General features: G+C 61.0%; 10 protein-coding genes and 1 tRNA gene. All 11 read left to right on the top strand.

What is annotated here, in order from left to right; genetic code table 11:
• Positions 1–143 precede the first annotated feature (143 nt).
• A complete protein-coding gene (locus AAAU26_RS11060) occupies positions 144–1,355 on the top strand; it encodes an MFS transporter (RefSeq protein WP_227619008.1) in 1,212 nt (403 codons plus the stop codon).
• 222 nt (positions 1,356–1,577) lie between these two features.
• Positions 1,578–2,279 carry an iron-sulfur cluster assembly scaffold protein gene (locus AAAU26_RS11065; protein WP_149795248.1) on the top strand — a complete coding sequence of 234 codons (702 nt, stop codon included), beginning with the start codon at positions 1,578–1,580 and terminating at the stop codon, positions 2,277–2,279.
• 17 nt (positions 2,280–2,296) lie between these two features.
• Positions 2,297–3,295 (top strand): GGGtGRT protein, encoded by a 999-nt coding sequence (locus tag AAAU26_RS11070; RefSeq protein ID WP_097801401.1) that lies wholly within the window; start codon positions 2,297–2,299, stop codon positions 3,293–3,295.
• A gap of 110 nt (positions 3,296–3,405) precedes the next feature.
• Positions 3,406–5,325, top strand: a complete 1,920-nt coding sequence (locus AAAU26_RS11075; protein ID WP_227619009.1) for a flavocytochrome c — start codon at positions 3,406–3,408, stop codon at positions 5,323–5,325.
• Complete coding sequence (locus AAAU26_RS11080; protein WP_227619010.1) at positions 5,322–5,726, top strand: NusG domain II-containing protein; 405 nt, start codon at positions 5,322–5,324, stop codon at positions 5,724–5,726. The genes AAAU26_RS11075 and AAAU26_RS11080 overlap by 4 nt, the downstream gene beginning before the upstream one ends.
• A 206-nt stretch (positions 5,727–5,932) precedes the next feature.
• Complete coding sequence (locus tag AAAU26_RS11085; RefSeq protein WP_158396862.1) at positions 5,933–7,576, top strand: RND family efflux transporter; 1,644 nt, start codon at positions 5,933–5,935, stop codon at positions 7,574–7,576.
• An 11-nt stretch (positions 7,577–7,587) separates the two neighbouring features.
• Entirely contained in the window at positions 7,588–8,334 is a 747-nt protein-coding gene (locus tag AAAU26_RS11090; RefSeq protein ID WP_227619011.1) for an ABC transporter ATP-binding protein, read from the top strand.
• Positions 8,334–9,536 carry an ABC transporter permease gene (locus tag AAAU26_RS11095; RefSeq protein WP_227619012.1) on the top strand — a complete coding sequence of 401 codons (1,203 nt, stop codon included), beginning with the start codon at positions 8,334–8,336 and terminating at the stop codon, positions 9,534–9,536. The genes AAAU26_RS11090 and AAAU26_RS11095 overlap by 1 nt, the downstream gene beginning before the upstream one ends.
• 263 nt (positions 9,537–9,799) lie before the next feature.
• Positions 9,800–11,896, top strand: coding sequence for an S-layer homology domain-containing protein (locus AAAU26_RS11100; protein ID WP_227619013.1), 2,097 nt, complete (start codon positions 9,800–9,802; stop codon positions 11,894–11,896).
• Positions 11,896–12,660: a ComF family protein gene (locus AAAU26_RS11105; RefSeq protein WP_158396870.1), complete on the top strand. Its 765-nt coding sequence runs from the start codon at positions 11,896–11,898 to the stop codon at positions 12,658–12,660. Before AAAU26_RS11100 ends, AAAU26_RS11105 begins: the two co-directional genes overlap by 1 nt.
• A gap of 105 nt (positions 12,661–12,765) precedes the next feature.
• Positions 12,766–12,840, top strand: a tRNA-Pro gene (locus tag AAAU26_RS11110).
• Positions 12,841–12,842: the final 2 nt, after the last annotated feature.

A 12,842-nucleotide genomic window follows, 5' to 3' on the forward strand; every position in this document is an offset into this window, starting at 1 on the left:
ACGGCATCAGCCGTGACGGAGAGGTTTAGGCACAGAAGCAACGTGACGAAAGAGATGATTTTTATAATACCCTTCTAATTATAAAGAATACTGTCTTTTTGTCAATCGAAAAGGACACACTATTCTCTGAGGTGATGCACGAAATGCAGAAAACAAGACCCTGGGCCATCCTGGCGGCGGGCGCAGCCATTCAGGTATTGACAGGCCTGCCCGCCGCGTGGGGCGTGTTTCAAAGACCTGTCATGGAGGAATACGGCCTCAGCGAGCAGGGGGCAGGCTATGCCTTCGGAGTGCTCATCGCATTTTTCGGCATAGGGTGCGTCATCGGCGGCTTTCTGCAGGATAAGCACGGCCCTCGCTTTGCAGCTTTGTGGGGGACGGGTCTGCTCTGCGGCGGATTCTTCGCGGCGGCGGCTCTCCCGGCAGAGAAGGGAAGGGCTTTTTTCGGGGTGTTCAGCATCCCGGCAGGGCTCGGCACAGCCTTTCTCTATCCGTCCATCCAGTCCTGCGCCCAGAAGTGGTACAAGGGCCGGAAGGGCCTCGCCACCGGCGTTATCGGGGGCGCAGTGGGGTTGAGCGGAGCGTTCCTGACCGTCTTTGTCCGCACGGCGCTGCGGGGTTTCGGGCCGGTGCAGGGCATCCGGGGCGCGTTCTGGGCGATGGGGGCGCTGACCCTGCCGGTCTGCCTCGCGGGCAGTGCATTGCTGACCGACCCGCCGCCCGAAAAGCCTCAGTCCAGCCAGCAGGGAAAGGCTAAGGCCGCACCGTCCCTCGACCTCTCGCCCCGGCAGATGCTTGGCACGCGGCAGTACTGGCTCTGCGCCGGAGCGGTCTGCTTTTCTACCCCGGCGGTGCTGCTGTTCAGCCCCATCATCCTGAAGCTTGGGATGGAGCGGGGGCTGGACGAGAGCGCCGCCCTCTGGGCCGTGGTGCTGGGCAGTGTGGGCAGTGCGGCCGGGCGGCTGCTGATGCCCCTGCTCAGCGACAAGATCGGCCGCCGCCCCACCGACCTCATCCTCTTCGGCGTGTCGCTGGGGCTTTCGGCGGTGTTCCTGTTTGCCCGGGGGTGGGCCGTCGTGGCAGTGTATGCGGGGCTGACGTTCTGCTACTCGGCGCTGGCGGCGGTGCTGCCCGCCCTCTCCACCGATTTGTTCGGCCTGCCCCACGCCGGGGTGAACTACGGCTTTCTGGCGCTGGGCCAGAGCGTGGGAAGCCTTTTGTTCCCCTGCATCGCTGATTTCTGGGGATTCGAGCAGGGACGGCACATCCTCGCCATCGCGGGTGCGGCGGCGGGCTTCGCCTGCATCTGGGCCGTCACGCCGGTGCGGCGGGAGCCGCAGAAAAAACCGAATTGAGAAGTTGCGCTCCTGCGCAGAAAAACGAAAATGGCAAAAAGATTGCGAAAAATTTGTCAGAAATGACTTGCAAATTGGGCCAACGTCCTCTATAATAAAATTGTGCGTGGTAGTACCGGGAAAGGCGCTGAAAAGAGAGCGGCACGGCCCGGTCAATGCAAGGCGGCAGGGGAGAGAAGCTTCTGCCGCACGGCATCAATTTGTCAAAAGGAGAGTATGATTATGACCTATTCGCAGCAAGTACAGAATATGTGCCCGATCACCAAAGGTCCTAAGCATGGTCCGGCCCCCATCCCCGAAGAGGGCGCATGGGTCAAGGCCTATGAGATCAAGGACATCAGCGGCTACACCCATGGTGTGGGCTGGTGCGCACCTCAGCAGGGTACCTGCAAGCTGTCTCTGAACATCAAGAACGGCGTCATCGAGGAGGCTCTGGTGGAGACCATCGGCTGCTCCGGCATGACCCACTCTGCTGCTATGGCAGGCGAGATCCTGCCCGGCAAGACCATTCTGGAAGCTCTGAACACCGACCTCGTCTGCGACGCCATCAACGTGGCTATGCGCGAGCTGTTCCTGCAGATCGTCTACGGCCGCAGCCAGACCGCTTTCTCTGAGGACGGTCTGCCCATCGGCGCAGGTCTGGATGACCTGGGCAAGGGCCTGCGCTCCATGACCGGCACCATCTTCTCCACCAAGGAGAAGGGCGTCCGTTATCTGGAGCTGACCGAGGGCTACATCAACAAGCTGGCTGTGGATGCCAACGGCGAGGTCATCGGCTATCAGTTCGTCAAGCTGGGCAAGATGATGGAGGACATCCGTCACGGCAAGACCCCCAACGAGGCTTACGAGAAGAACGTGGGTACTTACGGCCGCTTCAGCAAGGAAGCAGGCGCTGTCAAGTACATCGACCCGCGTGAGGAATAAGAGAGGAGGAACAACTCATGGCAACTTTTGAATCTATGGATCGCCGCATGCCGAAAATCGAGGCATGCCTGAAGGCCAACGGCCTCGAATCTCTGGACGCCTGCAACGAGATGCTCCTCGCTAAGGGCATCGACTGCGACAAGATCGTCCGCGGCGTGCAGCCCATCTGCTTTGATAACGCTGTCTGGGCTTACACCCTGGGTACCGCTATCGCCGTCAAGCGCGGCCTGACCGATGCTGCCGAGTGCGCAGCCGCCATCGGCGAAGGTCTGGAAGCTTTCACCATCCCCGGTTCTGTCGCTGAGCAGCGTCAGGTCGGTCTGGGCCACGGCAATCTGGGCGCTCGTCTGCTGAGCGAGGACACCACCTGCTTCGCTTTCCTGGCAGGCCACGAGTCCTTCGCCGCTGCTGAGGGTGCTATCGGCATCGCCCGCACCGCAAACAAGGTCCGCAAGACCCCCCTGCGTGTCATCCTGAACGGCCTGGGCAAGGACGCCGCTTACATCATCTCCCGTATCAACGGCTTCACCTATGTGCAGACCGAGTACGACATCCCCTCTCAGACCCTGACCGTCGTCAAGGAGATCCCCTTCTCCGAGGGCGAGCGCGCAGCGGTCAAGTGCTATGGCGCCAACGACGTCATGGAGGGCGTTGCCATCATGAAGAAGGAGGACGTCCAGTGCTCCATCACCGGCAACTCTACCAACCCCGTCCGCTTCCAGCACCTGGTCGCCGGCACCTATAAGAAGTGGGCCATCGAGAACGGCAAGAAGTACTTCTCCGTCGCTTCCGGCGGCGGCACGGGCCGTACCCTGCACCCCGATAACGTCGCAGCCGGCCCCGCCAGCTACGGCCTGACCGACTCTCTGGGCCGCGTCCACGGCGATGCTCAGTTTGCAGGTTCCTCTTCTGTGCCTGCACACGTCGAGATGATGGGCCTCATCGGCATGGGCAACAACCCGATGGTCGGCGCTACTGTCGCCTGCGCTGTTGCTGCTGCACAGGCCAACGCCTAAATCCTTTTCCCAAGTTCGGCAGAGGGGGCTGCTTGTAAAAGGGCAGCTCCCTTTTTATGCTGATAGATGTTCGCAACCACAAACCACGAAGCAAGCAAGGAAGGAAAAACATGAAGAAAGCTCAGATCAAGAAGAGCGTGTCTGCACTGGCTATGGCAGCGATCATCGCGGTCAGCCTGTTTGGCTACGGCTGCGGTGCAAAGCCTGCCTCTACCAGTTCTGACGCGGGTGTGTCCGGTGACTTCACCGGCACTGCCAAGGGCTTCGGCGGCGACGTTTCCGTCACCCTGACCCTGACCGACGGCGCTATCACCGGCTGCACCGCCGAGGGCAAGGACGAGACCCAGGGCGTCGGCTCTGAGGCCATCGCCAAGATGCCCGGCGAGATCGCCGAGAGCGGCAGCATCGCCGTGGACGGCGTGTCCGGCGCTACCGTCACCTCTACCGCCATCAAGGAGGCTGCTGCAGCTGCTCTGACCGCTGCCGGCCTGAACCCCGATGACTACAAGACCGCTGTGGAGAAGACCGGCTCTGCCGAGGACTCCACCGTTGAGGCCGACGTCGTCGTCGTCGGCGCAGGCGGCGCAGGCATGACTGCCGCCATCACCGCTGCCGGTGAGGGCAAGAGCGTCGTCATCCTCGAGAGCCAGTCCATGGTGGGCGGCAACTCCGTCCGCGCTACCGGCGGCATGAACGCCGGCAAGACCGTCTATCAGGATGAGAACGAGTTCGGCGAGTCTGCCGGCGTCGAGAAGACCCTGAAGACTGCTGCCGAGAAGTACGCCGACAACGAGACCATCACCGCTCTGGCAAAGACCGTCTCCGAGCAGTGGGCTGCCTATCAGGCCAACCCCACCGGCTACTTCGACTCTGTCGAGCTGATGGAGCTGGATACCATGATCGGCGGCAAGGGCATCAACGACCCCGAGCTGGTCGAGACCCTGTGCGCAAACTCCGCTGACGCCATCGACTGGCTGGACGAGCACGGCATCACCCTGCACAACGTCTCCAGCTTCGGCGGTGCATCCGTCAAGCGCATCCATCGCCCTGTGAACGCAGAGGGCAAGACCGTTTCCGTCGGCTCCTACATGATCCCCCTGCTGCAGGAGAACTGCGAGAAGGCCGGCGTCAAGATGATGCTGGACACCACTGCAACTGAGATCCTGACCGATGCCAACGGCGCTGCCGTGGGCGTCAAGGCCACCGGTGCTTCCGGTGAGACCGTCACCGTCAACGCCAAGGCAGTCGTTCTGGCTTCCGGCGGCTTCGGTGCAAACCTCGACATGGTCGTCAAGTACAAGCCCGAGCTGAAGGGCTTCATGACCACCAACGCCCCCGGCATCCAGGGCCAGGGCATCGAGATGGCACAGGCCATCGGCGCTGCTACCGTGGACATGGACCAGATCCAGATCCACCCCACCGTTGAGGCCAACACCGCTGCCCTCATCACCGAGGGCCTGCGCGGCGACGGCGCTGTGCTGATCAACGCCGAGGGCAAGCGCTTCATCGACGAGGTCGGCACCCGCGACGTCGTCTCCGCCGCTGAGATCGCTCAGACCGGCAGCTACAGCTGGCTGGTCGTCGATCAGGCCATGGTCGATGCTTCCAGCGTCATCCAGGGCTACATCAAGAAGGGCTACACCGTCACCGGCGCTACCTACGAGGAGCTGGGCGAGGCTATGGGCGTCGATGCAGCTGCCTTCGCAGAGACCATGGAGAAGTGGAACGGCTACGTTGAGGCCAAGAATGACCCCGACTTCGGCCGCACCAGCTTCGCCAACCCCCTGAACACCGCTCCCTACTACGCTGTGAAGGTCACCGCCGGTGTCCATCACACCATGGGCGGCCTGAAGATCAACGCCAACACCGAGGTGCTGAACGAGAAGGGCGAGGTCATCCCCGGCCTGTTCGCAGCAGGTGAGGTGACTGGCGGCGTCCACGGTGCAAACCGTCTGGGCGGCAACGCTGTTGCTGACTTCACCGTCTTTGGCCGTATTGCCGGTGCTGCTGCCAGCGACTACGCTGCATGAGCATCCGCAAGCAGCCTGAGCCGGCAAAAGGCGCAAAACGCCTGAGCTGGAAGGCAAACCTCCTCTTCGCAGCCGTCGTCCTGGCGGCAGCTGTCCTGCTGGTCTTTCTGCTGCGTCCGCGCAGCAGGACGGAGCCGCTGGCAGCGGTCGTGGATTTCGGCGACGGCATCACCGAGGTGCTGCCGCTGGATAAGGACTACGATTACCTGTACGATGTGGGCAGCTATGTCGTTCATTTACAGGTAAAAGACGGCACCATCTCGTTTCAGGACAGCCAATGCCCGGACCATGTCTGTGAGCAGTTCGGCCAGCTGAGCGAGGAAGGTGCATGGGCGGCCTGCGTCCCTGCCGGGGTGTATGTGCAGCTGGCTCCGCTGAGCGAGGCCAAAGCCGCATCCTGATAGGATAAAAAGAGACACCCGCATTGCTCTGAAAAGGGCGCTGCGGGTGTCTCTTTTTGCATAAAAACGGACGTGTATTTTGTAAATAAAGGGTGAAATGAAATTTGGACGCTTGAGTATTTTGGTGAAATGCGATACACTACCAATAACAGATTTTTCGTGCAAAGGGGCAACTATGCCCTTTTGCATCGACTAGGAGGAAAAGCATGATCTGGAAAAAGAAAAAGGATGCAGCGGCTCAGTCTGCTGAGGCTGCCGGGGAAATGACCGGAGCCAAGGGTAGGACCGGTGCAGGCGCATTTGCCAAAAAGAACTGGAAGTGGCTCGTGCCGCTGGTCGTCGTGGCGGCAGCGGGCGCTGTCTTTCTCATAGGCGGCGGCAGGAATGGCGCTGCCAGCCGCGATGTGACCTACGCCGAGACGACGCCGGTCCGTCAGGATGTCTCCAATTCCCTGAGCGGCACCGGCACGCTGAACCCGGCTAATACATATACCGTCAAGTCTCTGGTGGACGGCAAGATCCTCACCGGCGGCTTTGAAGAGGGCGACAAGGTGGAGGAGGGCGATGTGCTCTACACCATCGACAGCTCGGATGCCTCCACCAATCTGGAAAAGGCCAGCATTGCCCTGCAGCAGGCCCAGCGCAGCTATGACAAGACTGTGGACCGCCAGTATGTCCGCGCAGAGGTGGACGGCACCGTCAGCAGCCTCAAGGTCGCAAAGGGCGACGAGGTGACCAGCGGCCAGGAGGTGGCGGTCATCCGCGACAGCTCCAAGATGCTGCTGAACCTGCTGTTCCCGGCAGCCGACGCCGCCAACTTCTCGGTGGGCCAGAGCGCTGACGTGGTGCTGGACGGCACCTTTGAGACGCTGAAAGGCACCATCACCGCCGTCACCGGCACCGATGAGCTGAGCACCGGCAACCTGCTGGTACGAACCGTCACCATCCGGGTCAACAATGCCGGCGGTCTGACCACCGCCCAGGCCGCTACCGCCAGCGTCAATGGCGTCAGCTCCATCGCCTCTGCCACCTTTGCCTATCAGGCAGAGCGCACCTTGACCGCTCAGGCCAGCGGCACCGTTTCCGCCATCAATGTGCAGGAGGGCGGCGCGGTCTCCAAGGGTGACATCATCATCGAGCTGACCGGCGACGAGCTGACCGAATCCATCCAGTCTGCTTCCGAGTCCCTGCGCAGCGCTGAGATCTCGATGCAGAACCAGCAGGACAATATGTCCAACTACACCATTACCTCGCCCATCAGCGGCACCATCATTGAGAAAGACGCCAAGCAGGGCGACGCCCTGACCTCCGGCAGCACCCTCTGCGTCATCTACGACCTGAGCTATCTGGAAATGGTCATCAATGTGGATGAGCTGCAGATCGGCGCACTGTCCGTGGGCCAGAAAGTTCAGCTCACCGCTGACGCTGTGACGGACAAGACCTATGTCGGCACAGTCACCCGTGTGTCCATGAAGGGCAGCTCCAGCGGCGGCACCACGACTTACCCCATCACCATCCGCATCGACAACACCGACGGCCTGCGCCCCGGCATGAACGCCAACGCTGAGATCGTCGTGGCCGAGGCCGGCAACGCTCTCGTCGTGCCGAATGCTGCCGTTATCCGCGGCGGCTATGTGCTGGTGAGTAAGAAGTCTCCCAGCGCAGCCAATGCGGTGGAAGACATGGACGCACCGGACGGCTATGTCTACGTCAAGGTCGAGACCGGCGTCAGCGACGACAGCTACACCGAGATCAAGAGCGGCCTGCAGGAGGACGACACGGTGGCCTACGACACCAGCTCTGTGTCGGATGACTATTACAGCGACAGTTACAGCGACAGTATCTGGTAAGGAGGTGCCCCATGAGCGCTCTGATCGAATTTGACCAGGTATGCAAGTATTATCAGATGGGTGATACTCTGGTAAAGGCCGCCGACCACATCACGATGAAGATCGAGAAAGGGGAGTTTGTGGCCATCGTGGGCCAGTCCGGTTCGGGCAAGTCCACCTGCATGAACATCATCGGCTGTCTGGACGTCCCCACCTACGGCACCTACCGGCTCAACGGCAGGGACGTGGGCAAGATGAACCGAGACGAGCTGGCAGATGTGCGCAACGAGATGCTGGGTTTCATCTTCCAGCAGTATAACCTTCTGCCCCGCCTCAACCTGATGGAGAACGTGGAGGTGCCGCTGATCTACGCGAATATCTCCCGCGCCGAGCGCCACAAGCTGGCCAAGGATGTGCTGGAAAAGGTGGGTCTGGGGGATAAGCTCAAAAACCTGCCAAACCAGCTTTCCGGCGGCCAGCAGCAGCGCGTTTCCATCGCCCGTGCTCTGGTGCGCAACCCGGCGGTCATCCTCGCCGACGAACCCACCGGCGCTCTGGACTCCCACACCGGCCGCGAGGTCATCGGGATGCTCCAGCAGCTCCACAGGGAGGGGCATACCGTGGTGCTCATCACCCACGACAATTCCATCGCCGTGCAGGCGGAGCGTATCATCCGTCTGGAAGACGGTCAGGTGGTGTACGACGGCGACGCCCACGCGCCTGAGGCTGTCGTGCAGCCCACTCTGTCCGGCGAAGCGGCACAGGAGGAAGCGAAATAATGGTATTAGAGACTTTCCGTCAGGCACTGCAGAACGTCTGGAGCAATAAACTGCGCACGTTTCTGACCATGCTGGGCATCATCATCGGCGTCATGGCGGTCATCGTCATCGTCGGTTTGGGCAACGGCATGACCAGAAGCATGCGGGACAGCTTTTCCGCAATGGGAACCAACACCCTCTCCATCCAGATATGGGGCTATGGTTCCCGCACTGCGACGGTGGATGATTTGTACGACCTCGTCAAAAAGAACCCCAAACTGCTTTCCTCCATCTCGCCGCAGCTGGATTTCAGCGACAACACCCCCAAGGTGGGGACTACGACCTACCGCTACAGCGAGATGTACGGCGTGGATGAAAACTACATCGAGATGAAGGGCTACACCCTTGCCAAGGGCCGGAACATCCAGTATATGGACATCGCAGACAACAAGCAGATCTGCGTCATCGGCGATTACATCAACCGCACGGCCTACGGCGGAAATGCGGTGGGCCAGACCATCAAGCTTGGCCCCTATAAGTTCCGCATCGTGGGCGTGCTGAAGGCCAAGATCTCCAACCCCGACCAGCAGGAGGGCAGCGACGACGACAGCGTCTACCTGCCCTACACCACAGCCATGCGCCTTTCCAACGAAAGCTCGCCGGACTCCTACTCCGCCATCATGGTGGACGAGGGCCAGGCCAACGAGGCCAAGGCTGCGGTGGAACAGGAACTGTATGACATCTTCAAGAGCGACAATGCTTACTACGTCTACAGCGCCAGCGAGTGGCTGGAAGAGATGAACAAGATGATCAACATGGTCATCGTCATCCTCACCGGCATCGCCAGTATCTCGCTGCTGGTGGGCGGCATCGGCATCATGAACATCATGCTGGTGTCCGTCACCGAGCGCACCCGTGAGATCGGCATCCGCAAGGCCATGGGCGCGAAGGAAAAGACCATTCTAGCCCAGTTCGTCACCGAGGCGGCCACTACCTCGGCTCTTGGCGGCACGCTGGGCATCGTCCTCGGCTACATCGTGTCGGCCATCGCCAATCAGGTGCTGCCCATGTTCACCGATGGCATGGACATCACGGTCAGCCCGTCCTTCAACTCCATCGCGGCAGCTTTCGGCATCTCGGTATTCATCGGAGTGCTGTTCGGCTATCTGCCCGCAAAACGCGCCGCGCGGCTCAACCCCATCGACGCGTTGAGATATGATTAACCTCTCCGTCTGTGCCTTTGGCGCAGCCACCTCCCCTGACGAGGGGAGGCCTTGGCAGTACGGAAAGCTTTCTCTCTTCGCCAGAGGCTCCCCTCGGTAGGGGCAACAACGACGACCGCCGCAAGTGGCGGAAACAGGGAGTCGTTGCTGGGGCAGCGGCCAGCAAGACGCGCGCAATGCGCAGCGGATGCTGGGTGCCGCAACCCGGCCTTGTCGAGCGAAGCGAGACTGAGAGGCTTAACATTTTTTATAAGGAGATCACAATGAAAAAACGTCTTCTCGCATTTCTGCTGGCGGTCAGCATCGCGGTGTCGATGCTGGTGATGCCGGCATCGGCTGCGGGCAACAACACCGCCGTCCAGTTTGCCATCACGCTGGGTGCTATGGATTCCGAGCAGTCCGGCGCACTGAATGCAGCCGTGACCCGCGGCGCATTTGCCAGAATGCTGACCTCTTACTCTACCTACCGGGAGAGCATCTCTTCTCAGGGGGCAGTGGGTACCCTCTACACCGACCTGCCCGGCTCCTCGGCATGGGCGCCCTATGTCCGCATCGCCGTGCAGCAGGGCTGGATGAACGGCTACACCGATGGCAGCTTCCGCCCGAACAACGCCGTCACGCTGGAAGAAGCATGCACTGCAGTGCTCAAGCTGATGGGCTATAAGATGACCGACCTGAGCGGCGCGTTTCCCAACGCCCAGCTCAACAAGGCCAGCGAGATCGGCCTGCGTGCCGGCCTCGACCGCCGTCAGGGCGAAGCGATGAACTACGAGGACTGCGCCGTCCTGCTCTACAATGCCCTCACCGCCAACAACGCCAGCGGCTCGGCCTACGGCACGACCCTTGGCTTTACCGTGAGCAATGGTCAGGTGGACGGCTCCACCATCCTGCTCAGCAGCCTGGAAGGCCCCTTCGTGGCTTCGGAGAGCACGGTGCTGCCCTTCGTCCCTGCCAGCGTCTACCGCAACGATAAGGTCTCCGGCTCCGCAGAGCTGAACAAATACGACGTCTACTACTACAGCGAGAGCCTCAAGACCCTGTGGGTCTATACCCGCCGTGCCGCAGGCCGCATTACCGAGGTGTCTCCCTCGGCCAGCGCCCCCGCTTCCATCACGGTGGCAGGCACGTCCTATACGCTGGGCAGTACGGCCATTGCTTCTCAGGTGTCTTCTCTCAACGGCGGCGGTGTTGGCCAGGTGGTCACTCTGCTGCTGGGCATGAACAATGTGGCCGCAGGCATCATCACCGGCGAGGAGGCCGACGAGGTCTTTTACGGCGTGGTGCAGTCGTCCGCCCGCAACCTCATCGACGAGGACAACAGTGCCGATGTGCTTCAGACCGTCAAGGTCCTGTGTACCGACGGCCTTGCCCGCGAAGTGAATGTAGACAAGAGCCTGAATTTCCCCGCTGGCTGGCTGGTGGAAGTGCGGGTCAGCCCCGAAGGCGAGAGCGTGGAAAAAATCGATGAGCGCTCCGTCAGCGGCACTGTGAACGAGAACGCCACCGCGCTGGGCGATATGGCTCTGGCAGATGACGTGCAGATCCTTGATACGAGTACAGGGGGTGTGGCTGGGACGGTTCGTCCCAGCCGCCTATCGGGGGTAAACTTAAAGGCTTCCGATGTCCGCTACTACACCACCAATCCGCAGGGACAGATCGACACGCTTATTCTGAACGATGTGACTGGCGACCTGTGGTACTACGGTGTGCTGGACGATGTGAAGAATGTCGCCGCCAACTACAGCACCCTTCTCAGTGCCATCAAGGCTGAGCCGGGTAACGGCACCATTGATACCAATGCAGTCGTCAGTCAGGTGAAGAGCATCATGGTACCCACCACCACAGAGATCTTGTGGGGCGTTATCTCCGGCGACATCCTCAGCACGGCATGGGAGCGCCTGACCAGCAACACCGGCGCACTTCTGGGCCTCGGCTTCCAGCAGATCGCCCAGATCACCGGCACTCCCTTCAGCCAGATATTCAACTTCATCGGCAGCGGTGCGACCTATATCGGCTACGTCAACGGCCAGCAGGCCAGTCTGGGCACTTCCATCAAGTATCCTGTGCTGGCTGGCGGCATTGCGGTCTGTCAGGAGACGACCGGCTCTGTCCGCAACATGGTGCAGCTGATGCCCATGAAGATCGACAAGGTGGGTGCGGCCAGCGTCCTTTCCTCCAAGGGCGAAAGGTTTGAAATGGCCGATAATACGCAGGTCTACCTGTGGTACAAGGGTCAATATTACTACACCAAGCTCACTTCCGTCAACTCCGATGATTACTATCTTACTGGTTGGTACGACAACTTTGGCTGCGCCGCTGGCAAAAAGGTGCGTATCATCGTCGCCGTCAAAAAAGACTGATGGCAGGTTATTACAGCCGCCCCGCGCAGCTTGCCCGGCAGATGCGCCAGCTGCTTTTCCCGAGGCGGTGTCCCTGCTGCCGCAGGGTGCTGGGAACGCTGCCGCTCTGTGAGGTGTGTACACCGCGGCTGGAAGAGCTGCGCCGCGGCCCGGTCATGCGGCTGGACGTGAGCCGCCACTATCTGGGCGCTCTGGATGGGGCGGCTGCGCCCTACCGGTATGAGGGCGTCGTCCGCAGCGCCATCCTCCGTGCCAAATACGAAGGCGAAAGCTGGACAGCGGTGGAGCTTGGCGTGGAGATGACGGCCCGGCTGTTCGGGGCAGAGGTGGAGATGCACTTTGCAGAGCCGGTGCCGGGGCTGGTCCCCGGTGCGGCCATCGGTTATGACTGCATCGTTCCGGTGCCTGCCACCAGCCGTCGGCGCGGCTACAATGTGCCGGAACGGATGGCGCAGCCTCTGGCCCATGCACTGGGCCTCCCGCTGCTGCCAAAGGCGCTCTGCCGCGTCCGGGCCGGACGCCATCAGGCAGGACTCTCGCTGGACGAGCGTCTGGCAAATGCGGCCGGTGCCTTCCGGGCGCAGGAGCCGGAGCTCGTGGAAGGGAAGCGGGTGCTGCTGGTGGATGACGTCATCACCACCGGCGCTACCGCCGCAGCCTGCGCGCAGGCACTGCTGGATGCGGGCGCCCACAGCGTCTTTGCCGTGGCAATGGCAGTCACCGAAAATGAAATGGACGCACCATCGAGAGCTTCTGGACGATGAGCGAAAAATCCAGAAAAAATCCAAGAAAAATAAAAAAAGCGCTTGACAAAACGGCCTATAGCGGGTATACTAATGGAGCTGTGAGCGATGAGCCACAACAAATATCCGGGTGTAGCGCAGTTTTGGTAGCGCGCTTGAATGGGGTTCAAGAGGCCGTGAGTTCGATTCTCGCCACTCGGACC

Source organism: Faecalibacterium longum (assembly GCF_040094125.1).
Lineage (GTDB): Bacteria > Bacillota > Clostridia > Oscillospirales > Ruminococcaceae > Faecalibacterium > Faecalibacterium longum.

Bases quoted from the DNA above. Each gene is read 5' to 3' on its own strand.
- AAAU26_RS11090 (WP_227619011.1), top strand. From the start codon at position 7,588: ATGAGCGCTCTGATCGAATTTGACCAGGTATGCAAGTATTATCAGATG.
- AAAU26_RS11100 (WP_227619013.1), top strand. From the start codon at position 9,800: ATGAAAAAACGTCTTCTCGCATTTCTGCTGGCGGTCAGCATCGCGGTG.
- AAAU26_RS11070 (WP_097801401.1), top strand. From the start codon at position 2,297: ATGGCAACTTTTGAATCTATGGATCGCCGCATGCCGAAAATCGAGGCA.
- AAAU26_RS11080 (WP_227619010.1), top strand. From the start codon at position 5,322: ATGAGCATCCGCAAGCAGCCTGAGCCGGCAAAAGGCGCAAAACGCCTG.
- AAAU26_RS11060 (WP_227619008.1), top strand. From the start codon at position 144: ATGCAGAAAACAAGACCCTGGGCCATCCTGGCGGCGGGCGCAGCCATT.
- AAAU26_RS11075 (WP_227619009.1), top strand. From the start codon at position 3,406: ATGAAGAAAGCTCAGATCAAGAAGAGCGTGTCTGCACTGGCTATGGCA.
- AAAU26_RS11105 (WP_158396870.1), top strand. From the start codon at position 11,896: ATGGCAGGTTATTACAGCCGCCCCGCGCAGCTTGCCCGGCAGATGCGC.
- AAAU26_RS11085 (WP_158396862.1), top strand. From the start codon at position 5,933: ATGATCTGGAAAAAGAAAAAGGATGCAGCGGCTCAGTCTGCTGAGGCT.
- AAAU26_RS11095 (WP_227619012.1), top strand. From the start codon at position 8,334: ATGGTATTAGAGACTTTCCGTCAGGCACTGCAGAACGTCTGGAGCAAT.
- AAAU26_RS11065 (WP_149795248.1), top strand. From the start codon at position 1,578: ATGACCTATTCGCAGCAAGTACAGAATATGTGCCCGATCACCAAAGGT.